This window comes from Methylobacterium sp. AC433, from assembly GCF_979253015.1.
In genome coordinates this window covers 24,096-46,313 of record NZ_CEEDBN010000014.1, presented here as the reverse complement: position 1 = coordinate 46,313, position 22,218 = coordinate 24,096, and the positions used below count along the sequence as shown (strand labels likewise).

Annotated in this window: 25 protein-coding genes; 21 read left to right on the top strand and 4 right to left on the bottom strand. The window is 72.5% G+C overall.

Annotation, left to right across the window (positions count from 1 at the left end):
* Window positions 1-132: 132 nt before the first annotated feature.
* The 8 genes from AC0IWM_RS18035 (at window position 133) to AC0IWM_RS18000 (ending at window position 4,043) form a co-directional block, all read left to right on the top strand.
* A complete protein-coding gene (locus AC0IWM_RS18035) occupies window positions 133-372 on the top strand; it encodes a hypothetical protein (protein ID WP_471757204.1) in 240 nt (79 codons plus the stop codon).
* Between the two features lie 264 nt (window positions 373-636).
* Window positions 637-1,137 (top strand): hypothetical protein, encoded by a 501-nt coding sequence (locus AC0IWM_RS18030; protein ID WP_471757202.1) that lies wholly within the window; start codon window positions 637-639, stop codon window positions 1,135-1,137.
* 2 nt (window positions 1,138-1,139) lie between these two features.
* A complete protein-coding gene (locus tag AC0IWM_RS18025) occupies window positions 1,140-1,745 on the top strand; it encodes a hypothetical protein (RefSeq protein ID WP_471757200.1) in 606 nt (201 codons plus the stop codon).
* A 55-nt stretch (window positions 1,746-1,800) separates the two neighbouring features.
* Window positions 1,801-2,085 carry a hypothetical protein gene (locus AC0IWM_RS18020; protein ID WP_471757198.1) on the top strand — a complete coding sequence of 95 codons (285 nt, stop codon included), beginning with the start codon at window positions 1,801-1,803 and terminating at the stop codon, window positions 2,083-2,085.
* 10 nt (window positions 2,086-2,095) lie between these two features.
* The gene (locus tag AC0IWM_RS18015; protein WP_471757196.1) at window positions 2,096-2,749 is read left to right on the top strand and encodes an HD domain-containing protein; all 654 of its coding nucleotides are present in this window, start codon (window positions 2,096-2,098) and stop codon (window positions 2,747-2,749) included.
* A gap of 11 nt (window positions 2,750-2,760) precedes the next feature.
* Window positions 2,761-2,955: a hypothetical protein gene (locus tag AC0IWM_RS18010; protein WP_471757194.1), complete on the top strand. Its 195-nt coding sequence runs from the start codon at window positions 2,761-2,763 to the stop codon at window positions 2,953-2,955.
* Between the two features lie 231 nt (window positions 2,956-3,186).
* Complete coding sequence (locus AC0IWM_RS18005; protein WP_471757192.1) at window positions 3,187-3,453, top strand: hypothetical protein; 267 nt, start codon at window positions 3,187-3,189, stop codon at window positions 3,451-3,453.
* 29 nt (window positions 3,454-3,482) lie between these two features.
* The gene (locus tag AC0IWM_RS18000) at window positions 3,483-4,043 is read left to right on the top strand and encodes a hypothetical protein (protein ID WP_471757190.1); all 561 of its coding nucleotides are present in this window, start codon (window positions 3,483-3,485) and stop codon (window positions 4,041-4,043) included.
* A gap of 186 nt (window positions 4,044-4,229) precedes the next feature.
* Here AC0IWM_RS18000 and AC0IWM_RS17995 read toward each other — a convergent pair whose 3' ends face one another.
* The 3 genes from AC0IWM_RS17995 to AC0IWM_RS17985 are packed head-to-tail and all read right to left on the bottom strand — an operon-like array spanning window position 4,230 to window position 6,912.
* Window positions 4,230-5,123, bottom strand: coding sequence for an NAD(+)/NADH kinase (locus AC0IWM_RS17995; RefSeq protein ID WP_471757188.1), 894 nt, complete (start codon window positions 5,121-5,123; stop codon window positions 4,230-4,232).
* A 12-nt stretch (window positions 5,124-5,135) separates the two neighbouring features.
* Window positions 5,136-6,131 (bottom strand): SPFH domain-containing protein, encoded by a 996-nt coding sequence (locus AC0IWM_RS17990; RefSeq protein ID WP_471757186.1) that lies wholly within the window; start codon window positions 6,129-6,131, stop codon window positions 5,136-5,138.
* 28 nt (window positions 6,132-6,159) lie between these two features.
* Window positions 6,160-6,912, bottom strand: coding sequence for an NUDIX hydrolase (locus AC0IWM_RS17985; protein ID WP_471757184.1), 753 nt, complete (start codon window positions 6,910-6,912; stop codon window positions 6,160-6,162).
* A gap of 226 nt (window positions 6,913-7,138) precedes the next feature.
* Here AC0IWM_RS17985 and AC0IWM_RS17980 point away from each other — a divergent pair, with 226 nt between their 5' ends.
* The 13 genes from AC0IWM_RS17980 (at window position 7,139) to AC0IWM_RS17920 (ending at window position 21,249) form a co-directional block, all read left to right on the top strand.
* Complete coding sequence (locus tag AC0IWM_RS17980) at window positions 7,139-7,390, top strand: hypothetical protein (RefSeq protein WP_471757182.1); 252 nt, start codon at window positions 7,139-7,141, stop codon at window positions 7,388-7,390.
* 176 nt (window positions 7,391-7,566) lie between these two features.
* A complete protein-coding gene (locus tag AC0IWM_RS17975) occupies window positions 7,567-9,678 on the top strand; it encodes a caspase family protein (protein WP_471757180.1) in 2,112 nt (703 codons plus the stop codon).
* Window positions 9,675-11,132 (top strand): hypothetical protein, encoded by a 1,458-nt coding sequence (locus AC0IWM_RS17970; protein ID WP_471757178.1) that lies wholly within the window; start codon window positions 9,675-9,677, stop codon window positions 11,130-11,132. The genes AC0IWM_RS17975 and AC0IWM_RS17970 overlap by 4 nt, the downstream gene beginning before the upstream one ends.
* Before the next feature lie 44 nt (window positions 11,133-11,176).
* On the top strand, window positions 11,177-11,674 hold the full coding sequence (locus AC0IWM_RS17965; RefSeq protein WP_471757176.1) for a hypothetical protein: 498 nt from the start codon (window positions 11,177-11,179) through the stop codon (window positions 11,672-11,674).
* Between the two features lie 172 nt (window positions 11,675-11,846).
* On the top strand, window positions 11,847-13,259 hold the full coding sequence (locus AC0IWM_RS17960; RefSeq protein ID WP_471757174.1) for a hypothetical protein: 1,413 nt from the start codon (window positions 11,847-11,849) through the stop codon (window positions 13,257-13,259).
* On the top strand, window positions 13,256-13,792 hold the full coding sequence (locus AC0IWM_RS17955) for a hypothetical protein (RefSeq protein WP_471757172.1): 537 nt from the start codon (window positions 13,256-13,258) through the stop codon (window positions 13,790-13,792). The genes AC0IWM_RS17960 and AC0IWM_RS17955 overlap by 4 nt, the downstream gene beginning before the upstream one ends.
* Window positions 13,793-13,805: 13 nt before the next feature.
* Window positions 13,806-14,912, top strand: a complete 1,107-nt coding sequence (locus AC0IWM_RS17950) for a hypothetical protein (RefSeq protein WP_471757170.1) — start codon at window positions 13,806-13,808, stop codon at window positions 14,910-14,912.
* Window positions 14,913-14,995: 83 nt separating this feature from the next.
* The gene (locus AC0IWM_RS17945; protein WP_471757169.1) at window positions 14,996-15,991 is read left to right on the top strand and encodes a trypsin-like serine peptidase; all 996 of its coding nucleotides are present in this window, start codon (window positions 14,996-14,998) and stop codon (window positions 15,989-15,991) included.
* A 118-nt stretch (window positions 15,992-16,109) separates the two neighbouring features.
* Window positions 16,110-16,958 (top strand): OmpA family protein, encoded by an 849-nt coding sequence (locus AC0IWM_RS17940; protein WP_471757167.1) that lies wholly within the window; start codon window positions 16,110-16,112, stop codon window positions 16,956-16,958.
* Between the two features lie 59 nt (window positions 16,959-17,017).
* Complete coding sequence (locus tag AC0IWM_RS17935) at window positions 17,018-17,965, top strand: hypothetical protein (RefSeq protein ID WP_471757165.1); 948 nt, start codon at window positions 17,018-17,020, stop codon at window positions 17,963-17,965.
* 20 nt (window positions 17,966-17,985) lie between these two features.
* Entirely contained in the window at window positions 17,986-18,963 is a 978-nt protein-coding gene (locus AC0IWM_RS17930; protein WP_471757163.1) for a hypothetical protein, read from the top strand.
* Between the two features lie 71 nt (window positions 18,964-19,034).
* On the top strand, window positions 19,035-19,388 hold the full coding sequence (locus AC0IWM_RS17925) for a hypothetical protein (protein ID WP_471757161.1): 354 nt from the start codon (window positions 19,035-19,037) through the stop codon (window positions 19,386-19,388).
* A 364-nt stretch (window positions 19,389-19,752) separates the two neighbouring features.
* A complete protein-coding gene (locus AC0IWM_RS17920; protein WP_471757159.1) occupies window positions 19,753-21,249 on the top strand; it encodes a hypothetical protein in 1,497 nt (498 codons plus the stop codon).
* 342 nt (window positions 21,250-21,591) lie between these two features.
* Here the strand turns inward: AC0IWM_RS17920 and AC0IWM_RS17915 are convergent, their stop codons facing one another.
* Complete coding sequence (locus AC0IWM_RS17915) at window positions 21,592-21,942, bottom strand: hypothetical protein (RefSeq protein WP_471757157.1); 351 nt, start codon at window positions 21,940-21,942, stop codon at window positions 21,592-21,594.
* Between the last annotated feature and the right edge of the window lie 276 nt (window positions 21,943-22,218).

The following is a 22,218-nucleotide window of genomic DNA, read 5'->3' as shown; positions in this document are numbered from 1 at the left end:
GGTGGCCGACCTGCGACGCCCACCTGGTGTGAATCTCCCGGAACTCGGCTGGTGCCTCGACCTCTGGTTCGGCTACCCCGAGACACGGTTCTGGGACAGGATCGTCGAGGCCCTGCGCCTCCCTGGCGCGGCTTGGCCGGCCGCACGGGCGGGTTCCTCGTCTTCGAGCAGGCGAGCACCGATGGCACCGTCCCGTTCGCGGTGCTCGACGCGGACACGAGCCGCACGCTGGTCCGGGACGTGAGCGCCGAGGTCGGCATCGACACCGTCGCGAATGCGGACGGGACCCTGCGGCTCGGGTTTCCTGGCGGCCCGCTGGGGGCCTGCTCGATCCCGAAGTACGACGCCGCGTGCTGGGCGCGGATCGCCTGAGACGGGACGCTTCCGTTCGCCGTCGCGGCCCTGCCGGCGCCTGTGAAGATCTGCGCCGAGAGCTGTCGGGCCGGAAAGGCACCGACGCATACCTGTCTCGCTTCCTTGTCTCGCTTCCCGTTCGCCCCTCGGGGACCACCCCGCCCACCGTCGCGGCCGGTGGCCCCTTGCGCTGCGCCCCCAACCCGTGAGCGCACCCCGCATCGTCATCGAATCGTCACGCCGAGCCCGCATTCGGGACCATCGCATCCGAGGAACCACCGCATGATCTCACGCCGCCACGCCCTCGCCGCCGCCCTGATGGTGCTGTCCGTGCCCGCCGCGCGGGCCGAGCCGACCATCGGCCTCGCCGAGCGCCGGGCGATCGCGGCCTACCGCCAGGACCGCTACCCCGCCCTCGAGAAGGCGATCCAGGAGGCGGCGGGCTTTCCCGTGCCGGTGGAGGTGGCGTGGGACCAGCTCACGATTCCGGGCGACGCGAAGTATTATTCAGACCCGGGCTTTTTCGAGAAGACGATCTTCGAGCCCATTGCCGCCGGTCTGAAGGAGGTGGCCAAGGACACCATGGGCCGCGAGGCCCTGGCCCAGAAGCTCAAGACCATCCGCGTCCGCTTCGACGAGAAGACCGCTCCCGCCTCGAACTACCCCAACGGCCTCACGTTCACCGGCGGGATCCTCGACGTGAACTGGCGGCCGTTCTCCAACGTCGCCGACTTCAAGGACCGGGTCGAGGCCGTGGTTAAGGTGCTGGAGAAGGGCCTCTGACGGTGCGGGGGACGGCCCTCGGCTTCGCCGTCCTGCTGGCCGCGGGCGGGGCGACGGGCGAACCGGTGGCGCGGTCCGGCACCTACGACAGTCTGGCCCTGGCGGTCTCCGGGGACGCGGTGGCGGGGGTCTTCGCCGAGCAGCGGGGAGCGGCCGATGCCGGCGCGCCGCAATTCAGCTGCCTCTTCCTCCTGCGCGGGACCGTCGCGGGTGGCCGCGCCAAGGTCGAAACGTGGTTTCCGGGCGAGCCGGAGCGCATCCCGGGGGACCTCGTCTTCACCCCTGACGGCGCCAGCCTGACCCTCGCGGAGGATCACGGCGGGTGCGCGATGACCACGGGCACCATGGTGGGCACGCCCTACGCCCTGTCCCGGAGCACGGGGGGTCCCCCGGCCGACTGGATCGGCGTCGGCCTGGTGACGGCCAGGCGCACGGCCTTCCGGCCGGAACCCGGCCCGGCTCCGGCGCGGGCGCCCTACCTCGTCCGGTTCGATCCCGTCGCGGTGCTGGAGACGCGGGACGCCTGGGTCCGGGTGCGCTACCGGGGTGAGAAGGCCCCGGTCATCGGCTGGCTGCCGGTGGCCGACCTCGCCGTGGTGACGCCCTGACCCCCAGGATCGCTCGAACGGACCGGAGGCCAGGCCCCGATCAGGAGGATACCCGATGCGCCGATCCCTGTTTCTCAACGCCTTCCTCTCTGTGCCGGTCCTCGCGGCCGGACCCGCCTTCGCCGAGGCGCCCGCCGCGCCGCCGCGCCCGGCCACGACCTGGGTGCCGGTGGAGGAGCCGATGAGCGCGCTCCTCAACGGCGGCCACCGCATCGTCTCCGCCTCCGGTCCGAGCTTCACCCTGGAGCGGGGCGGCAAGTACGTGGTCTGCGAGGTGAGAGCGGCGGGCGGGATGCGCGGCACGGCCGAGACCACCTCGACCTGCCACCGCGTGAACTGAGGCCGGCGGGATGGAAGCCGGGGACGCATCCCTCCAGGCGCGGTTCGACGCCCTGTGGACACGCGCCATCGCCAAGCCCGGCGCGGCGGCGTGGCGTGCCCTCGACACGGGATACGGCGCGGCGGACCGGCACTATCACGGCTGGCCCCACGTCGCGGCACTGCTCGCGGGGCACGATTCCGTCCGGGCGCATCCCGATTTCGCGGGTCTCGACGGCGACGCCATCGACCTCGCCATCGTCTTCCACGACGCCGTCTACGACACCGCCCGCCCCGACAACGAGGCCCGCAGTGCCGACCTGCTCCTTGCAGAGGCGGGACCGGCCTCCGGGGATGCGTGCGTCCAATCGGCGGCCGCGATGATCCGGGCGACGGCTGCGCACGGCCCGAGCGCGGACCCGGCGACCCGGCTCCTCCTCGACCTCGATCTCGCCGTGCTCGGTGCGCCACCCGCCGCCTACGCGGCCTATGCGGCGGCGATCCGTCGGGAATACGCCGCCGTTCCCGAAACGGCATGGCGGCTCGGGCGCGCCCAGGTCATCGACCGCTTCCTTGCCCGGCCGCACCTCTACCAGACCGAGCTCTTCCACGACCTTTTGGAGGCGGCCGCCCGCGCCAACCTCGCGACGGAAGCGGCCGGGCTCCGCGCAGGACCCACGGAATAGGGACGTCCCACATGCGTCCCTCGCGTCTCGCCGCGCTCCTCGGCCTGTCACCCGTGCGCGCGGCCTTCGCGGCGGAGGGCCGGTTCGGCACCACGCGGTACCGCCTCGCCGGGACCGACGACGCCGTGCCCCACGCCTACGAGTTTTCCCGAGACGTCCACCTGCCCGGGCTCGATGCGCTGCCGGGGTCCGGCCGGAGGGTCTGAAGACTCGCTCTGGCGGATGCTGCCCGCCGCCGGGGTGGAGGAGGGCCTGACCGGCGCGAGGTCTCCAGCTGCAGCCACCTCGTCCACCGCGACCCGGTCGACTGGGGGCGCCTGCGCGAGGCTCGTCCTCCGAACGTGGCGGCTGGGCTCGCCCTCGTTACCGGCGCCGGGGTGGGTGACATCTCCGCGCCGGACGCCCATGCTCACCCGACGATGCGAAGAATCCGAACCGTGCTGACGATCCTGGGGCGCTCGGTCTCCCGATCCGCTGCGCCGGCGCCCGCGACGAGCCGGCTCACGCCCGAGCAGGCGGCGGTGATCGCCGCACGCGCCGCGGCGGGAACGAGCGCTGCCGCCACGGGCGTGGCCGTGCCGACCCGGACGGACACCGGCCTCGTCTGGGACGTCTGCGAGGTCGCCTACGGCGGCGGCTGGCGCGTATGCGTTGACGACGCCACCGGCGAGCCCGGCCCGGCCGGGCGCTGGGGCCTCCGGTGAGTTGGGGGACACGGGGACGTGCGCTCGGTGTGCTCGTTCTCCTCGGCCTGGCGGCCGGCCTCGTGCCGCAGGCCGTGCTGGCGGGCGACGCGGGCGCCTACCCGCTCCCCTGCCGCAACGTCCACGCGGATTTCGCCCGGTTGGAGCACTGCGCCCGGCGCGTGGGAGAATTCGTCCGCATCGACCCCGCCCGCCTCGCGCGCATGCCGTTCCGGGGCGGGGTGACGGAGATCGTCGTCGACGGGGTCGGCGCGCTCTGGTCGCGCCGCGATGGGCTGGCGCTGCCGGTGTTCCCCCTCGACAATGGGCCGGACCCCTTCGCGCAGGGATTGGTGCGAAGCTGGCACGCCGGCAAAGTCGCTTTCCACGACCAGCGCCTGCGCCGGGTCCTCGCCACGGATTTCGACTGGTCGTTTCCGTTCAACGCCCGCGGCGAGGCCCTGGTCTGCCGTGGCTGCCGCTCGGATGGGCGCCAGCCAGCCTCCATGGTCGGCGGCCGTTGGGGGCTGATCGACCGGCGCGGGCGGCTGGCGAGGCTATTGGAGGAAGGCCAAGACGCCGCCCGGCGCTACTTCGCCTGGGACCGATGAACGGCAGACGCCGAACCTCCCGGCCGACACGGCACGACGTGCGCGGGCAGGCAGGGTCGCCGGGTATCGTCGGCACCAGGAGGCCGAGTTGCTTAGGGGCTCGCTGGCCGGATCGCCTTCCGGACGAGAGCGAATGACACGGCGCCTCGATCCGGCTGGACATCGGTCTGCGCTCCTCCCGCTGGCTTACGCAACCACCAGGTTCAGCGCGCGGTCGGCCGGCCCGAGTTCGACCCGGCGGCCCCAGTCGAAGGCGATGAAGTCCTGCTCGATCCCATCGGCGAAGACCACGCCGCCCTCGTTCATGCGTGAGGTGACCGCGAGGACCGTCCCGGCGAGCTTGCCTGCCCGAAGGGCCGTGCCGGTGGCGACGCTCGGGAACGGCTCTCGCACCCAGTAGCCGACGGCGGGCTCCTCGGTCCCGATGCCGAGGGTGAGATGCGTCGCCTCCGCGATCGAGCGGGCCCAGCCGGTGAGGCCGGTCCCCGTCGCGACGATGAGGCCGCTCGACGAGTGGTCCTCCGCGTCACCGTCCGCCTCGATCCGGTAGCGCGCGGATTGATGGCTGCGGTGGCCGACGAAGATCTCGTTGAGCGCCAGCAGCTGCTCGCCGGTGTCGAGAACGGCCTGCACCATGGTGCGCCGTTCCAGCTGAGCCGCCCCGGCGAGGCTGGCCGGGAACAGTGCACTCAAGCGCTCCACCGCGATTCGCGCCAGCGCGCCGTCGTAGAGGTCGGGGGCTGGATTGACGCCGATCACGGGCTGATCGCGCAAATACTTCGCCACGTTGGCGACGAGGCCGTCCTGGCCCACCGTGACGACGATGTCCTCGGGGGCGAACAGGAAGCGGTCGAGGTCGGCGCGCCGTGCCAGAGCCTGCCGCCAGTCCGCCGGCACTGCGGCCCGCGCCAGCCCGAGCACGGCCTGGAAGCGGGCGTGGCGGTCCTCGACGTCGGCGAGACTCTGGCCTCGACTCTCCAGGAAGAAGCGGGCCTGGCCGCGGGTGGCGTGCCGGGCGAGCAGGACCTCGTAATCGGTCTCGCGGACGACGAACACAGCGCGCGGGGTGATGACCGACATGGGGGGGTGTCCTCAGCGCGGCATCGAGGGTGCCGCGACCGGCGGGGCAGCCCCGCGGAAAGCGCCGAGGGCACTCGCCAGAAGATCCGGCGTGACGTTGACGTGTTCGATGGTCTCGAGCTTGCCCGCGAGTTCACGGGCGGCCAAGCCGAGGAGGACGGCCGGCGGCAGGTCGCGGTAGATGGCGGCGCGCCGCTGCTCGGCCTCGGCCCGGGCGCCCTCGACGAGGCGGATGCGCTCCGCTTCCGCCGCCGCCTCCAAACCCTGCGCCTCGGCGAGCCCCGCGGCACGGTCGCGGGCGTTCTCCGCTTCCCGCGCGATGAGCACCGCTTCGCGCCGTGCGAGTTCCGTCCGCGTCTCCAGCTCGTTCTCCGCGATGGCCCGCTCCTTCTCCACGGCCAGGGCGCGTCGCGCGAAGGTCGCGGCATCGGCCTTCTGCTGCAGGGCCTCGAAGGTCGGCGTCTGGAGGGCGCGTTCCAACTCGCTCGACGGCGCGAGGTTGGTGAGCCGGACCGAGACCACCGCGATGCCGATCTCCGCCAGCGCCGGGGCCGCGCCGAGAACGGCTTCGAGGGCCAGGCGCAGGGGCTCGGGTCCTGCATCGAGGAGCGCGCCCACCGGATCGTCGCCGATCGCCTGCAGGACCGCCTGACCGGCGATGCCGCCGAGACGCGCTTCGATCCGCTCGATCGGCTGGCCCTGTGGCTTGCCGGTGCGAGGCCCGAGGGAGAAGTCGACCCGGCTCGCCAGCAGTTCCGGATCGACGACGCGCCAGCCGATCGTCCCCTGCACCACCACGATCTGGAAATCCCGGCTGCGGCCGCGCACGAACAGCGTCATCTCGCGATCGTCCATGGGCAGTTCGCTGATGCTCGCGGTTTCCGGCCGGAACCAGAAGACGAGGCCGCGCCCGCTCTGCCGGATCCGACCGTTGCGGTAGCGGATGACGTGGCTGCTCGCCTCGCTCCTGAGCTGAGCGACCGGGCCGATGGTGCGGATCGTAGCCATGGAACCCTCCTTCTGGGGTACGCTGGGATCAGGGCATTTCCTGGAAACGGTAGAGCTCGGCGGGACGGAACGAGGTGCCGCCCTCCCGCGAGCCCGTCGGTGCGAGCCAGCCCCGGTCGAGCATCCGGCGGCGGAAGGCGGGCTTGTTCAGGGACGTGCCCAGGATCGCCTGATGCACGTCCTGCAGCTGCCGGAGGGTGAAGACCTCCGGCAGAAGGGCGAAGGCGACGTCGGAATAGTCGAGCTTTCCCCGCAGGCGCAGGATCGCCACGGCGAGAATCTCGGCATGGTCGAAGGCGAGGCTGAGCGGTGTCGCCCTGTCGCGGTCACCGAGCGAGAAGGCCTCGACGATACCGCCCGTCGTGCCGTCCCAGGGCACGTCGAGGATCGCCGCCGAGAGCCGCGCGTCGCTCTCCAGGGCCTCCATGAAGGCGGCCTCCGGCATGAGCGCGAGATAGGCGACAGTGACGATGCGCATGCGCGGGTCCCGGTCCACTGCACCGAAGGTGTAGAGCTGCTCCAGGCGCGTGCGGGCCGCTTCGGCCGGGGAGAAGCCGGCCTTCTCGCGCAGGACGCGACCGGCCGCACCGTCCAGGGTCTCGTCGAGGCCTACGAAGCTGCCGGGCAGCGCCCAGCGACCGGCATGCGGGTGCTCCTTGCGCTCGATCAGGAGTACCGCCGGACGGCCCTCGCGCAGCCCCATCAACACGAGATCGACGGTCAGTGCCGGTCGCGCGAAGGCGGCGGGGTCATAGGCTTCGAGAAAGGCCTCTTCGGTCACGACAGCACCATATATCCGTTATGCACATAACTAAGATGCAGATCAGATATAAGTCAAGTGGTCTCATGCTCGGTCGTGACGTTGCGATCCCCGAGCGTCCGTTCCGAAGAGGCGCGACGAGAAATTTGCAGGTGTCCGCTCGATGGCCCGCGAAAACGGCTCTGACCGACCCATGAGAGCCGTGAGGGCGGCCGAAGCCGCTCGATGATGGAGACGTCAGATGCGCATGATCGCGATTCTCACCCTTGCCGGCCTGCTGGGCAGCGTCTGCTCCGTGCAGGCACAGGAGCCGGGCCGGGCCACGGGGGGCAACCCCGAATTCCTCGGCGTCGATCTCGACAACGGCGGAGTCTACTACAACGGCCGCAACTCCGGACGGTACTGCCTCTATCGCACCGTCGACGTGTTCAACCGGTACACCGGCTACGTCGAGGCGCGCCGTGTGCGCCGCTGCGGCCGCGGTCTCTACCTGCCGTAGGGCCGGCGCGATGCTGACGGTCCTCTCGCCGATCCACCTCGCCGTGCTCAGCCTCGTCGTCGGGCTGCTTGTCGGGTGAGCGCCCGGCACGCCATGGTCCGGCCGGATTCCTTCGCAAGGTCCGGCCGGGTAGAGCCCCGGCCTACGCCCCCATCATGACGCAGGGAGACGAGCGCATGAGGCCAGAAGCCCCCGTACCGGCGAGACAGCGGCACTTCCGCCGCCTACTCATCGCCATCCTGGCGCAGGTCGCTCCCTGGCTCGTCGCCTCCGGCCCGGTCCGGGCCGCGTCCGACCCGGCCGTCTTCTCCGACAACGCTGATTCCGTCGCGGTGGTGATCGGCAACCGCAGCTACAAGCAGACGGTGCCGGTGGATTACGCCCACAACGATGCCGAGGCCATGCGCGCCTACCTCGTCCAGCGGCTCGGCTATCGCGAGAGCAACGTCTTCGTCCTGAAGGACGCCACCCTCAACGAGTTCAATCAGGTCTTCGGGACCGAGCGGAACCCGCAATCGGGCCGCCTCTGGCGCAGCGTCCGCGAGGGTCGCTCGAACGTCTTCGTCTATTACTCGGGGCACGGGGTGCCGGATCTGGCCACCCGCCAGCCGTTCCTGCTTCCGGAGGACGGCAACCCCAACCAGGGCGAGAGCGGCTACAGCCTGGAGACCCTCTACCGCAACCTCGACCTCGTGAAGCGCAAGATCGGATCCGAGCGACAGCTCGTCGTGATGGTGGATGCCTGCTTCACCGGCGAGACCGGCCGCAAGGGCGAGAGCCTGCTGGCGGTTTCCGCGCCCGGCTTCGCGCCCGCCCGTCCCAAGGCCGAGAGCGGGATCGTGCGCCTGGTGGCCACCTCCGGCGCGACGCCGGCCAACTGGGACGCGACGAACCGGCTCGGCCTCCTCACCAGCCGCTTCCTGATGGGCGTGTCCGGCCTCGCCGACGGGACGGACCAGCAGGGAGGCGGCGACGGACAGGTCGCGTGGCCCGAACTGAAGCGCTACCTGCGGCGCGAGGTGGAGGAGGCCGCACGGCGCACCTCCGGGCGCGAGCAGGTCCCGGAGATCGACGACGCCCCGATCGTCCTGAAGGCGGCGCTGCCCGTGGAAGCGATCGCCAAGGGAGTGGCCTTGGTCCGTGACGAGGCGGCTTGGCGCCGGGCCGAAGGCCTCGGCACCCGCGAGGCCTTCGAGGGCTATGTCGGCACCTGCGGCGAGGTCTGCGCCTATCGCGAACGGGCGATGGAACGGCTGTTCACCGACCGTCGCCGGGATGCGGCGGCCCGGGACCAGGAGAACTGGGCCCGCCTCGGCCCAGCCAAGCGCTACCGCGACTACCTCGAGACCTGCGGTGAGGTCTGTGCCTATCGCGGCCTCGCGGAAGGATATCTCGGGGGCACCGGAGCCGGTGAGGCTTCGGGAGACCCGAACGTGCGCCGCTGCGACGAACTCGCCGCCGGCACCGACGATCCCGACCGGCCGCCGGGCGTGACGGGGGTGAAGCTCGGCCGGATCGAAGCCTCGACCGCCACCGAGGCGTGCCGGGCGGCCAGCGCGGCCCATCCCGACCTGCGCCGCCTCGCCTATCAGCTCGGCCGCACCCACGATCGCGCCGACCGCTACAAAGACGCCTTCGCCGCCTATGAGCGCGCGGCCAAGGCGGGCAGCATCTCGGCGATGAACAACCTCGCCACCCTCTACGAGAACGGACAGGGCGTGAAGCGGTCGCAGGCCGAGGCGTTCCGCCTCTATCGGCAGGCCGGCGAGGGGGGCAACATGATCGCCCTCGCCAACGCCGCTCGCATGCTGGAATACGGCAACGGCATCCCGAAGAACGAGGCTGCGGCCGTGGCGCTCTACAAGCGCGCCGTCGAGGGGGGCGACGTCGCTTCGATCTCGAAGCTCGTGCCGCATTACACCACCGGCGCCTACGGCTTCCCGAAAGACCTGCGCCAGGGCCTCGACCTGTTCCGGCAGGCCGCCGACAAGGGCGACCCCGTCGCCATGGCCACGATGGCGGCCCTGATCGACAATGGCTTCGGCCGCTACTTCCCGGGGGTCAGCGCCCCCGGCATGGTGCTGCGGGCCCTGAAGCGCGGCGAACTCGGCGCGGCCTCGGTCTCGGCGACCGATACCGGCGCTCAGAAACTGAAGCCAGAGACGATCCGCGCCGTCCAGCGCGCCATCAAGGAGGCCGATTACTATTCGGGCGCCCTCGACGGTCGCTTCAACCCGGTCTTCGTGCGCGCCCTCGACCTCTACGCCAAGGCGAACGAGACGGAATGAGCCTGGATCGGTTCGAGCGCGCGGCCCTGCCTGCGCCCTTTGCGCGAGCGGCGTCACACAATCTTCTCCGCCCCGCGGAGGGGAAAGGGAAGGCCGCGCGGTTCGGCCGCCCGCTCGCACTTCTGGGCGCCTTCCTGCTTCTCTCGACCCCCGCCCGTGCCGACCCCGGCACCGCTGCCCTGGCGCCCTTCCTCGACGCCGTGGCGGCCTGCGCCGGCCGGTCCGGCCTCACCCTGGCGGTGGTCGGCGTCGAGCCCGGCCAGACCGCCCTGTCGCGGGAACAGGCCGAGGAGGTTCGCCTCGCGGCCGAGACCCGGCTCCAGGCCACGGGACGGGTGCGTCTCGCGGCGGCCGCCGACGTGGTCCGGATCAAGGCACTGCGCGAAGGCACGACCGGTCTCTCCGGCGCAGAGGCCGAGGCCCAGATCCGCGATGCCTTCGCGGGCGATGCCAGCGTGTTCCTGGTGGAGCCCCGGCGGGCCGGCGGGACCGTGGCGTTCCGCCTCCAGGCGATCACTCGGAGCGCCGCCTGCAAGGCGACGAGCGAACCCGTCATCGTTCCGGTCCGGATCGGCCCGGGCGTCGCCGATGTCGACGCGGTCATGGAGCAGGCGGTGCGCGCCTTCGCCCAGGCCGCGCCGCAGGCCGGCGCCGTCGAGATCTGCCCCTTCGTGGCCGAGGGCGGCCACTCGACCTGCGCGGGCGTGCTCACCGACCGGCTCGCGATCGCGCTGGACGCCGAGGCACGCAGCGCCAACCGCGTGCTGAAGGGGGCGCGCCTCGATATCCGCCGAAGGCCCCCGGGAACCGCCTGCGAAGGGCCGGTGACGGCCCGGGGGCGCTTCCTGCAGGACCGCGACGCGGGGGGCGCCCCCCGGGCCTGGATGGAGCTGGAGTTCCGGCGCGACGGCGCGGTCCTGGCGCCCACCGGGCGCCGGCGCATCGGCGTCGAGGGACTCGGCTGCGATCCGACCCCGCGTCCCTTCCTCGACCACCTGGCGGCGACCGCCCGCACGGACGGGGGGCGCCTCGCGGTCTCGGCGACCGCCACGCCCTATACGGCCGGACAGCGCTTGGAGATGCGCATCGACTCGAAGGCGCGGCAGAGCCTGTATTGCTGGGTCGTCGCCCCGGACGAGACGGCCTACGTCGTCCTGCCGGTGCGCGGCAACGCCGCTTCCGCCGCTCCGCTGACCGCGGGTGACGTCCGGCGCTACCCGCGCGGCTACGGCCTCGACGAGGTCGTCGCGAGCGAGCCTTTCGAGAATCTCTTCACCTGCTTCGGAGTCGAGGGGGGCCTGCCGCCGGAACTCGCCGCGCGCTGGCTCGCAGCCGCACCGGGTGCGGAATCCGACGCGACGCTGCTGTCGCCCACCGACGTGCTCGACCTCGTGGAGCGGATCCGGGCCACCCCCGGCGTGACGGAGGCCGCAGCCCGGATCGTGGTGCGGTGAGGCGCGACGCCGTCGTCGCGGGCGACACAGACTGGAGTTTTCCCATGCGTATCCTCGTCTTCGCCCTCCTGTGCCTGGTAGCCGTGAAGGCCCAGGCCGAGGGTTTCGTGGTCCGCGACCTCACCACCGTCGCCGACGAGGCCAAGGCGGCGCTCGGCACCGGCTTCCTGGCGCGGGCCGAACCCCGGCGGCTCATCCTGTCCTGCCCGGACTGCAACGGCGCACCGATGATCGACCTGCAACTCGGCCGCCAGACCGACGGGACGGAGGAACGGGTGCGCTCGGGGCAGACGTCCCTCGACCAACTCGAAGACCTGTGCCGGGCGAGAAACCCGGCCTGCCGCCTGTCCGGCCTGTCCCTGGCACCGGCCCTCGGCTGGGTCACCAGCTATCCCGTGGGATCCGGCGCGGGAGCCACTGCCGTGATCCTGCGCGACGGCGACCTCCTGACGATCCGCGCCCTGGCGGGCAGCGGCGCGGTGGCCACAGGCCATGTCGCGGCACTGGTCCGAGCGGTCGCACCGGGCATCATCGGCCGCTGAGCATAGTTCGCCGAAGCGGGTACCGGTTCGGCAGAGAAAATGACGCACGAACAAGCATCCAAGCCGAGTTGCGCGCGGCAATCCCGGTCGGATCGGTCCGGGGTGACGCTTGTCCCGGCAGGCGCTAACCATAACCCCGTCGGGAACAGCGCGGAGAGGATCGGGCGGACACATGACCGGCGGATACGACGAGCGCTGCGCGGCCGATCTCGCCGCCGTCTGCGAGGGACGCGACCTGTCCCGGGAGGACCGAGCCTGGCTCGCGCGGGTCGTCACCGGCGCGGTGCGGCCGAACCGCGACAAGCCGCTCTGGGACCTCGCCCACGCGCTGGCGGCCCTCGCCCGTCTCACCGCCGCGACGGAGGGGCGCGACCTCGTCTCCCTGGCGCTCGATCCCGGCCTGGCGAGGCCGGCACTGATCGCGGCGCGCCTCGGCGAGGCGCGGGCAGAGGGAGCGGCCCTCGATACGCGCGGCCTGGTGCTGACGGGCGATGCCGGCTGGCGCACTACCTGGGCCGGGCTCTCGCGCCTGCTGGCGCTCGCCGAGTTCCTGCTGACGGCCGAGGATCTCGGCCAGTTCGCCACCGTCTCCGGCTGGTTCGGGGACCTGGCCGCCGCGCCCGACGGCGAGGCGGCGGCCTTCCTGGGCAAGCGCCTCGCGCGCCACCTCGCCGCCTACCGCAACGAACACCTGCCCCTGGCAACGCTGGAGCGGCGCTTCCGCGCCCTGTTCGGCCACCTGCGCGGGCGCACCGATTTCGAGGACGACGACATCCTGGCCTTCTGGTGCGCCGAGATGGAGGGGGGCGAGCGGCCGGGCTTCCGTACGATCGCCGAGCACTTCGTCACCTTCGAAGCTGCCGCGAGCCTGCGCGGAGGCCTCGACGGCCTCACTGGGGCCGATTCCCTGGAGGCGCATGCGGGCTGGGAGGAGCGCCTCGACGCTTCGCTCGCCGACTTCGTGGCGGACGAGCCCGCCGAGGCCCTGGTCGACCTCCTCGCTGGATTGGCGGACGGCCCCAAGATCCTGACCGGTGCCGAGCGCGAAGATCTCGGAGATTTCCTGCGCCTCGAACCCTTCCACCGCAGCCGGCCTCTCACGACCCTCCGGGCGACCAGCTTCGGGCGGGTCCAGTCCGGTCTCGCCAACCGCCTTCGCCGGGGCGGCGGCGGCCCCGACATCGCCGAGCGGGTCGCCTGCGCCGAGGCCGAGACCTATCCGGCCCTGGCCGAGAGGGTCGGATCACTCGCGGCCCATCTCGACCGGATGCTGCGCATCGCGGCGGCCCTGCGGGTGCCGGCGGATGCTGAAGGCCTCGGCCCGGAGGTGCGCGATGCCCTCGCCGCTGCCGTGGCCGATATCCGCAGAGTGCGGCGCGCCGGCTTCGACGATCCGGATCTGCTGACGGCGGGTTTCGCCCGCGCGGACGCCGCGCTCCTGCGCCTCGCCGAGGAGGTCGGACGCCTGCAGCGAGCCGTGGCGGCGCTCGCCCGGCAGCGTCCGCTGGCACCGGCCTTCGCGGCTGACCGGGACGTCTTCGCGCACACCTTTGCCCGCGCCTATGCGCCGGAGGCCGCCGCATGAGCCCCGAAGGTGAGCCCATGAGCGACGAGGCGGCCCGGCTCCTCGCCGAGATCCACGCAGCGCGCGGCTTGCTGCGCACGGCTCCGGCTTGCGTCCGCCCGAGTGCCGCCATCCTCTGGACCCATGTCCTGCGCGAGCCGGGCGCCCCGGTCGATCTGGCGTTGGTCCGGGCGATCCGGACCGATCCGGAGACGGCGCGGCGCTATCGCGCCCTGCTGGCCGGCCAGGCTTTGGCGCACGCCCCCCTCGCGATCGCCGCCGCGCACGGACCGGTCTCGTCGCGCCGCATCGGGCCCTTCGCCCTGCAGATCCTCGCCGAGACGGAGGATGCGCCGCCGCTACTGATCCTGCAGACCGTCGGCACCCGGCCGCCGCGCCTCATTGAGGCGATCCTCGGCGACGAGAGCCTGCGCCTGGCGCTGCCGTCCCCCGTCGACGGCGTGATCCTTCTCGCCTTCGATCCGGCCGTGCCGGAGGCGGCCCGCCTCGGGGACATGCTCCACGATCCGGCCTGCGCGGTCTTCCTGCTGTGACGGTGCGCCCGGCATGAGACCGGCCTCGATCCTGGTGGTGGTCCCGACGACGGGCGGTCCGCTGATCCTACAAACCCTGAAGGCCCGGCCCGGCTTGCCGATGTCCGCGGCCTTCGCGGCGGGCGATTACCGACCCTTGCCCTGGTCGGGCGACTACGCGCGACTCTCGGCCGAGGGCGGACCGCTGTCGCGTCTGGCCGGGCTGGATTCCGGCCCCTACGAACTGCGGCTCAGCGGTTCCTTCGATGCCGGACGCTCCTGGGAGGCGCCGGTCTGCCTCGCACACGGGCTCCTGGCACGGGGGCACGCGCTGACCCCCGACCCCGCCGAGGCCGAGATCGTGGTCTGGGCGACCGGCGCGGTCGATCTCGACCTCGCCATCCTTCCCGGCGCCTACGCCCTCGTCGACAAGATCGAGCGCTCCCGCGATCTCCTGGCGCGGGCGGGGCGGGCCGAGCTCGTCGTCCTGCTCCCGGCCGGCGCGGAGGCGGCGGAGGCCGAGCGGACCCTGCGCGAACTCGGGCGCTCACGCCCGCCCGTGATCCTGCCTTCCGGGTCCGTGATCGCGGCCCTCGCCGCCCTCGCGCACCCGGCGGTGCCGGCCCCGGTCGGACGACGCGTTCCCCGCCGGGCACTCGCCGCCGGCCTCGCGGGGCTTGCCGCCCTCGTCGCCGTCGGGCTCGCCCTCTCGCCCCTGGCTGTTCCGCGCGGGGCGGAGACGTCGTCGGCCGTCACCATGAGCGCCGACATGGCCCCGCCCGCCATCCTGGCGGAGGAACTCGTCGCGCCGGCGGGCTCCTCCTGCCGGCGGGTCGCCTTCGGAGCGGATCCGCCGGAGCGGCGCACCATTCCGGCCGAAGCGCCCGGAAAGCTGCGCGCGAGCCGCCTCGCGCCGGACCTGTGCGGCCTCGCCTTCCGCCCCGGGCGCACCGGTGCGCGCCTCGCGGTCGACCCTGCCCTGGCCGCCGCCACGCTGCCACCGATCCGGCTGCCCGATGGAGCCCAGGCCTACTTTCTGCGCGAGGGCGCGCGCCAGAACCTCGTCTACGCGGTCCAGGTCATTCCAGATGCGGGCGCCGCCGGGTCGTCGGAACGATATGAGCACGCCCTGGTGCGGTGAGCTTTGGTCTCCGGTTGGAACGGCTGCTTTTTGACGCAGCGCCGAGCGCCGGGCATAACCCCGGCGCCGAGAGGAGGACAGCGATGGCCGCACGCCACCGGATACGCCGCTCGAACCTGGGGGAAATCCGCCTGCGGGGAGCCTCCCTCGTGATCGCCCTGTGTGCCGCCGACGGCGCGTGGGCGCAGAGCGTCGGGTTCGACCCCGCCGATTACGGCCGGGCCCAGTTGCCCCTGCGCCAGACCACCGGCGATGCCGCCGCCTACGTCGACCGCAACAAGGGCGCCTTCGAGCCGATCGCGGAGCTGGACCCGAAGGACGGGCTCGCGGCCCTGGCCCGACCCATCGGCCGGGTGGACATCGTCCTGCGCAACAATCGCAGCGGCCAGCAGGTCGGGGCCTCCTGCACGGGCACGCTCCTGCCCGGCGATTACGTGCTGACGAACCACCACTGCCTGCCGCAATCGGGTGACCTGACTCCGGTCAAGGCGTCGATCCTGATGGATTACCTGACCCTCGACGGCCAGGGCTCGCGGCGCTTCGAGATCGATCCGAAGCCGGTGGAGTTCGACGCACCCCTCGATTTCGCCCTCGCCCGCGCCGCCGGCAACCCGACCGCCGCCTACGGCAGCGCCCGGCTCTCGGGTGAAGCGGTTCCGGGCAACCGTTCCATGCTCGTGATCCATCATCCCCTGGGCCGGCCCAAGGTGATGAGCCGCTTCCGCTGCTTCGCCGTGAAGGAGCAGGGCGAGGGCCCCGACCTGCGCCACCGCTGCGACACCCTCGGAGGCTCCTCCGGCTCGCTGATGTTCGACGCCTCCGTGGCGGGCGTCGCCCTGCACAAGGAGGGCGGCCTCGATCCGAAGGACCCGTCGAGCTTCAACAGCGCCACGCGCCTCTCGGCGATCCTGGCCAAGAGCCGCATCCTGGCTGAGATCGCCGCCGCGCAGGGACGTCCGACCGCCGCCGCGGCTGCCGCAGACTCGCCGCGCCCGGCGGCCTCAACTCCGGCGCCCGCTACCGCCGTGGACGGCCCCCTCGATCCCGGCCGGATGAACGCGATCCTGCGCGGCCGCTGACGCGATCCGAGAAAATCGATGCAACAGGCTGGGCCGGGCGACGAAACTCGCTCTGGACCGTCCAGGGACAGGGTGTGGGGGCCGGAGCAAGGCCCGGAACGTCGAGGAGAACCGACCCATGCGGATTGACCAAGCGTGCGCGCGCGGCCCCGCGCCGTCAGACATCGCGCGGAGTACCGGGACCGTCGCCCTGGGGCGTGCCGCCCAAACCCGCATCGGTCGCTCCGGCCTCATCCTCGCCCTTGGCCTCGCCGCCATGCTGGCCCAGGCGGCGCGCGCCAACCCCCTGACGGAGGTGCCGGGCGTCAGGCCGGAGGTGCCGGCCTCGCGCGACGAGGCCACCGAGCGGTCGGAAGGGCAGGCGCGCAATCCCGATGCGACCGCGATCATCCGCTCCCTGGCCCCCTTCGCCGACGGCAATCCCGGCGCCCCGGCCCAGACCCTGGCGCCCGATGACGACGGACCGGCTCTGCGCGTCGTCGCGGCGCGCTCCGTCGATCTCACCGTCTTCTTCGCCTACGACAGCGCCCGGCTGACGCCCGAGGCCCGCATCCAGCTCGAACCCCTGGGGCAGGCGCTCCGCGCCCCCGATCTCGCCGGCCACGGCTTCCTCATCGCCGGCCATACCGACGCGGCGGGCGCCCCCCTGCACAATCGCCGCCTCTCCCTGGCCCGGGCCCGCGCGGTGAAGGCACACCTCGTCGAGACCTACGGCATCGCGCCGGAGCGCCTGCGGGTCCATGGCTGGGGCCCGAGCCGGCCGAGGAACCCGGCCGCCCCCCTGTCGCGGGTGAACCGCCGCGTCGAGGTGAGCCTGATCGCACCGGCCCGCACCGGCGCGCTGCGCTTCGTCGTGCCGGTGGCGGAGACGGCGTGCGGCGGTCCCCTCCCCGATCCGCGCCTGCGGGTCGCCCTCGACCTCGATGACTTCGAGGCCGCGCCGACCGGGCTGCGCTGCGCCCCGTGACCCGCCATCCGCAATCCGGCTCGCCCGGTTCCAGACCCTCGCGTTTCAGGAGAGAGACGATGCCCTTCCGTGCCACGGTGCTCTGTACCGCCCTCGCCGCGGCGTTCCTGTCCGGCCTCGTCGTCCCTGCGCAGGCTCAGCCGAGGCCCAATGTCGTGGTGATGGGCGAGGATGCCGACGAGGATTCGGTGCCGCGCGGCAACCGCATCTTCCAGCGGGTGATCACCGAGCTCTCCGAGACGATGAACCTGCGCGGCTACAACGTCTACGACGAGACCGCCGTGGCGATGGGGTTCACGCAGCCCAACCGCGTACGCCGCCGCGACGCAGAGCTGATCGAGGTCGCCCGCGCCGTGCAGAACCCGCCGCTCGACGTGGTAGCGGTGTTTCAGATCTACGCCTCGGCCGCGAAATCGGCCTATTCCGACATCGTGCGGCCCGAGGTACGCATCCCCGGCCGGCTCCTCAACGTGCGCACCGGCCAGTCGCTCGGTGCTTTCGAGGTGGCCGGGGTCCAGTTGCCGCCCCTGCCCCAGGGCTGCGACCGCGAATGCCTGCTGGAGCGGGTTGGCGCCGAGGCGAAGGTGATCGCCGCCGACGTCGCCTCGGCGCTGACGGCGAAGCTCGACGGGGTCATCGCCACGCGCCGCGGTGCCGATGCGGGCGCGGCCCTGCCGGGCGTCGCGTCCCCGGCGGGCGGCGCCGTCGCGGCTGGCCCCACCGGAGAGGCCTGCAGCGGCCTGCCGACGGCCTACACGGTCAAGCTCACCGGTTTCTCGGCGCAGGAGGTCCAGGCGGCCGAGGAGTACATGGCGGCCTTCCGCTGCTACGAGCATCACCGCCCGGTCCGGGCCGGAAGCGCCAGCGCCGAGTACTGGTACGAGACCCGCGCGGACTCGGCCCGGCTCGGCCGCAACCTGCGCCTGATGCTCGACCACATGAGCGCGCCCGGCCAGGTCCAATTCTCCGGCAACACCTTCGTGATCAACCGCGTCGCGACGCGCTGATGCGCTCGGAGGACCGTCCCATGATCTTGATACGCTCCCGCCGCGCTGCCCTGCGCCTGTTGACCCTCCTGGGCTTCCTCGCAGTCCCAGCCCAGGCCGCCGAGCCGATCTTCCCGCCCGCCGGGGCGGTCGGCCTCGTACCGCCCCCCGGCATGGCGCCCGCCAAGACCTTCGCGGGCTTCGAGCATCGCTCAGGCGCGTCGATCGTCATCGTCGAGATGCCGGCAGAGGCCTACGGACAACTCGTGGCCAAGTTCACGCCGGACGCCCTCCGCGCTACGGGCTTTCGCGCCAAGGGCGGCAGCGAAGGGCTGCCCGTGGCGGGGGGCGAGGGCCGGGTCCTGCGCGGCAGCCAGGCGGCCAACGGGGTCACCTACGCCAAGTGGGTCGCGGTGGTCCGCGGTGAGGCCGGCACAGGCCTCGTCACCGTGCAGGTTCCGGAATCGGCCCGCCGGCAGGTGCCGGACCGGGCGGTCGAGGCGGCCCTGGAGACGATCGCGTTTCGCTCGCCCGGCAGCGTCGACGACCAGATCGCGGCCTTGCCCTATACGGTCGGCGACCGCGCGGGCTTCCGTCCCGTCCGCATGCTGATGGGCAATGCCCTCCTCCTCACCGATGGCCCCAAGGACGTCGATCCCGAGGGAACCCAAGCCCTGGTCATCGTCGCACCGGCCCTGGGGCAGGTTCCGGTCGCACCCGGACAGGAGAGCGCCTTCGCCCGTAAGGCGCTGGGCACCATCCGCGAGGTTCGGGACATCGTAGTCGCCGACGAGGACCGCGCGACCCGCGACGGAGCGGTCGTCGTCCGCCTGCGTGGGACCGGCAAGGACGTGCGCTCGGGCCGGGAGGTCGGCGTGATCCAGACGATCCGGTTCGCGGAGGCTGGCTACCTGCGCGTCATTGGCCTTGCGCGCGCCGACCGGCCGGACATTCTCGCGCGGGCCGAGCGTATCGCCGCCTCGGTGGCGCCGCGCGGCGGGCAGGCGGGCGCACCATGAAGCGCCTGGTTCTCCTCCCGACCACCGCCACGCCGGGGCGCGGAGTTCCGGGACATCGCGGACCCGGACCGATGACCGGATCGCGCCGCGGACCCTTGCCGCTCGCCGCGCCGGGTGCCTTCCGGTGCGTCACGCGATCAGCCCCGGCGCTCCTCTTCTTCTGCCTTGTCGCCTTCGCCGCTCCGGACGCCCAGGCCTGGCAGACCGCCGATGCACCGCCTGCGCTCCTGCAGGACTGGGCGGTCCTCAATTCCGCCTGCCGGGGCGGGCGCGGCGACGATCCGCGTACGCAGGAGGCCTGCGAGCGGCGCGACGCCCTCGACCGAAGGCTCGTCGCGGGAGGCTGGTGCTACGGGCGACCGGGCGATGCCGGCTACCAGCGGGTCTGGCGCCGCTGCGCGGACGGCCCGCGCGGCACGCGGTAACCCAGGCCGGAGCGATGCGCCGTGACGATGCAGAGGTGGTCCCATGACGCACGGGGACAGGCGCCCGCCGGACGTCCCCGTCGGATCGGGAGCCTGCTCCGACTGCTCCGCTTCCTGGTCACCGTGGGATGGCTCACCGTCCCGCTCCTGCCCCTGTTCGCGCTGACCGGATTCGGCGGGATGGTCAGCGGTGTGCGGGCACTCCTCCGGGCTTGGTCGTCGTGAAGCGGACCGTCCCCAGCAGGGCGAGGTCCGCGCGGACGGTGCTCCGGGACCCCGCGATCGTCCCCGGGGCGATCCATCCGGCCTCCCACGACGTGGCCGGAGACGCCAGCGAGCCGCATGACCGAACACGGAGTACGCCATGATGCCCACGATCCGCCTCGTCTGCGCCCTTCTCCCGCTGCTTCCGATCGCGGCGCCGGCCCAGGATATCGGCACGAGCATCCTCCAGGGCCTCCAGCAGCAGCAATTCCAGACCCTCGACGCGACGATCGGCGCCCAGTCGGTGAAGGATACCGCCCGGCCGCCGCCAGGGAATGCCGCTCGGCCGGCGGGGGCGTCCACCCTGTCCTTCGCCACCAGCGCGGACCTGCGCGCCGCCACCGTCGCCCGCCATATCCGCGAACTGCGCACCACCAACCCCATCGCGGCGATGGAGGTGGCGCGGGAGATGGCCAAGTACGATTACGACGCGATCTTCCGCAGCCTCGTCGCCGACACCGGACTGCGGACGGACGATGCCGGCGACGTGCTCACCGCCTTCATCACCCTGCAATGGATGGTCGCCAACGACATCCAGGCCGAGCCGGGTCCGGCGGCCCTGCGGGCGATCCGGCGGAAGATGGTCGAGCCGATGGCCGGTAAGCCGCCGCTGTCGCGGCCGGCCACCCGCGCCGCCTTCGCCGAACAGGTGAAGCTGCGCACGGTCCTGCATCATGCGGGCTGGCAGGCCGCCCGGCGCCTCGGGATGATGCCTGACTTCCTGGCCGGGCTGTCCAAGGACTTCATCCCGGTGACGTCGCTACGCGCCGTCGCGCTGACCGACGACGGGCTTGTTCCGAAAGGCCAGCGGACCGCGGCAGCGCCGAACTCGATCCGCCCGGACCCGGCACCGGCCGATGCCAGGGTGGCGTCGCCCGGGCGGGACGTCGACCCGCCCGCCAGCCCGCCTCAGCCCCTCGGAGAACCGCGCCACGCCGCCAACTGGTCTGAGGTCGAGGGCGTCTACTTCCGGGCCGCCACGGGCGTCGGGGTCGGCGGCATGGTCACCATCGACTACGAGCCGGTGATCCTCCTGCGCGACGGCACCAGCTACGAGATCGACGAAGCGGCGTTGGAGGATGTCGATCTGGCCGCCGAGCGGATCGCCGAGCCGCGCCGGTTCGGGCGCTGGACCCGCTCGGGCGACCGGTTCGTCCTGACGCGGGGCGGAGGCAAGCCGCAGGACGAGACCCTCCAGGGCGGCTCGTTCTTCCTGGCCTTCCCGGCCGAGGCCGGCGAGCGGACGATCGTGGGCGCCTACCGGCGGCTGTCCGGCGGCGGCACCAGCGCGATGGGCGGCGACGTGACGGTGGCGGTCTCGAATCGCTACGAGTTTCGCGCGGATGGCACCTACGGCCGGGGCGGCTCGGTGGGGGCGATGAATTCGGGAGCGACCTCCGGGGCCGGCGCGACGGTGAGCCGCCGCCACGCTCCCGAGGGCGGACGCTATAGCCTCGACCGCCACACCCTGACCCTGATCGGCGATGACGGGCGCAGCCGCCGGCTCTTCTTCGCCTTCGGCTCGCAGAAGACTCCGCCCCGGCCCGCCCGCGCGATGGCCTTCATCGGCGGCAGCGTGTTTTCGCGGCCGGACTGATCCGGCGCGTGAGCGAAGCCGAACTCGGGCCACCCGAGGGACTCGAACGGAGTTCACAGGATCCGGGCTTCGAGGGCTCGCGCAGCGTGCGATCGCTTCGCGGATGGCGGCGACATCGCCGCGCACGCCCTGGCGGGCTATCCAGCCGCCATCGGAGCCGTCGAGGCGGACGGTCGAGCGGCTACGGCAGCGCGCCGGCGCGGTCAGGCCGCACCTGACGGCGCAGGGCGAGGGGCGAGCCCGAACGGGACGAGGCCGCATTCTTGGAGTCCAAAGGCTTGAACTCTCCCACCTGGAAGTCCATCGCCGCCAGGTCCGGCCCGCGCCGGTACGAGGCGCCCGTCACACCGCGCGCCCGGGGCCGTGGGCCATCAGCGCCGCGAAGGCGGCGAGGGCCCCGAGCAGCAGCATCAGCAACGAGTAATACTGCATGGGGATCCAGAACAGCGTGTGCCGCGCGCGCAGGACGACGCGCTCTCCGGTGCGCGGATCGATCAACTCACGACCGGGCCGCCCGTTCAACCGCTTGCCGAGGGTCCAGTTCGCGAAGGCCGCGGCCAGCCAGACGAGGACGACGCCCGTCGGTGTCGGCACCCCCAGCCGCGCCAGAGCGGGATCGAGGAGGACGCTGATCACCAGCGCGGCGCCGCCGATCAGCGCCGAGAGCATACCCCAACCGGACCAGATGATCATGCGCGTATTCCCTTCGTGTCGGCTATGAATCCTAGGGCGGACCGCCGTCCGATCGTCCCGGCCGTGGCGTCGCCCGAGGCGACAGTGGCACGGCCAGACGCAGTCTCGCCATCGCGGTCTCGGGATTTGGCTTAGTGCGGAACCATCGAAGATATGCGCCGCTGATGCGGTCGAGGGTTGCTCCCCCGCTCCCAGGGCGGGTAGAAATTCCTGCCGATCGAAAGCCCGCGGAGACGTGCGGGTGTCCGGAACCCGTCTCGTCGCCGCGAGGAGCCA

Excerpts from the sequence above, each read along its gene's own strand:
- AC0IWM_RS17950 (WP_471757170.1), top strand. The coding sequence starts at position 13,806 with ATGAGACCGGCCTCGATCCTGGTGGTGGTCCCGACGACGGGCGGTCCG.
- AC0IWM_RS18010 (WP_471757194.1), top strand. The coding sequence starts at position 2,761 with ATGCGTCCCTCGCGTCTCGCCGCGCTCCTCGGCCTGTCACCCGTGCGC.
- AC0IWM_RS17935 (WP_471757165.1), top strand. The coding sequence starts at position 17,018 with ATGCCCTTCCGTGCCACGGTGCTCTGTACCGCCCTCGCCGCGGCGTTC.
- AC0IWM_RS17930 (WP_471757163.1), top strand. The coding sequence starts at position 17,986 with ATGATCTTGATACGCTCCCGCCGCGCTGCCCTGCGCCTGTTGACCCTC.
- AC0IWM_RS17940 (WP_471757167.1), top strand. The coding sequence starts at position 16,110 with ATGCGGATTGACCAAGCGTGCGCGCGCGGCCCCGCGCCGTCAGACATC.
- AC0IWM_RS17915 (WP_471757157.1), bottom strand. The coding sequence starts at position 21,942 with ATGATCATCTGGTCCGGTTGGGGTATGCTCTCGGCGCTGATCGGCGGC.
- AC0IWM_RS17995 (WP_471757188.1), bottom strand. The coding sequence starts at position 5,123 with ATGTCGGTCATCACCCCGCGCGCTGTGTTCGTCGTCCGCGAGACCGAT.
- AC0IWM_RS17960 (WP_471757174.1), top strand. The coding sequence starts at position 11,847 with ATGACCGGCGGATACGACGAGCGCTGCGCGGCCGATCTCGCCGCCGTC.
- AC0IWM_RS17925 (WP_471757161.1), top strand. The coding sequence starts at position 19,035 with ATGACCGGATCGCGCCGCGGACCCTTGCCGCTCGCCGCGCCGGGTGCC.
- AC0IWM_RS18030 (WP_471757202.1), top strand. The coding sequence starts at position 637 with ATGATCTCACGCCGCCACGCCCTCGCCGCCGCCCTGATGGTGCTGTCC.
- AC0IWM_RS17980 (WP_471757182.1), top strand. The coding sequence starts at position 7,139 with ATGATCGCGATTCTCACCCTTGCCGGCCTGCTGGGCAGCGTCTGCTCC.
- AC0IWM_RS18015 (WP_471757196.1), top strand. The coding sequence starts at position 2,096 with ATGGAAGCCGGGGACGCATCCCTCCAGGCGCGGTTCGACGCCCTGTGG.
- AC0IWM_RS17965 (WP_471757176.1), top strand. The coding sequence starts at position 11,177 with ATGCGTATCCTCGTCTTCGCCCTCCTGTGCCTGGTAGCCGTGAAGGCC.
- AC0IWM_RS17990 (WP_471757186.1), bottom strand. The coding sequence starts at position 6,131 with ATGGCTACGATCCGCACCATCGGCCCGGTCGCTCAGCTCAGGAGCGAG.
- AC0IWM_RS18020 (WP_471757198.1), top strand. The coding sequence starts at position 1,801 with ATGCGCCGATCCCTGTTTCTCAACGCCTTCCTCTCTGTGCCGGTCCTC.
- AC0IWM_RS17955 (WP_471757172.1), top strand. The coding sequence starts at position 13,256 with ATGAGCCCCGAAGGTGAGCCCATGAGCGACGAGGCGGCCCGGCTCCTC.
- AC0IWM_RS17945 (WP_471757169.1), top strand. The coding sequence starts at position 14,996 with ATGGCCGCACGCCACCGGATACGCCGCTCGAACCTGGGGGAAATCCGC.
- AC0IWM_RS17975 (WP_471757180.1), top strand. The coding sequence starts at position 7,567 with ATGAGGCCAGAAGCCCCCGTACCGGCGAGACAGCGGCACTTCCGCCGC.
- AC0IWM_RS17920 (WP_471757159.1), top strand. The coding sequence starts at position 19,753 with ATGATGCCCACGATCCGCCTCGTCTGCGCCCTTCTCCCGCTGCTTCCG.
- AC0IWM_RS17970 (WP_471757178.1), top strand. The coding sequence starts at position 9,675 with ATGAGCCTGGATCGGTTCGAGCGCGCGGCCCTGCCTGCGCCCTTTGCG.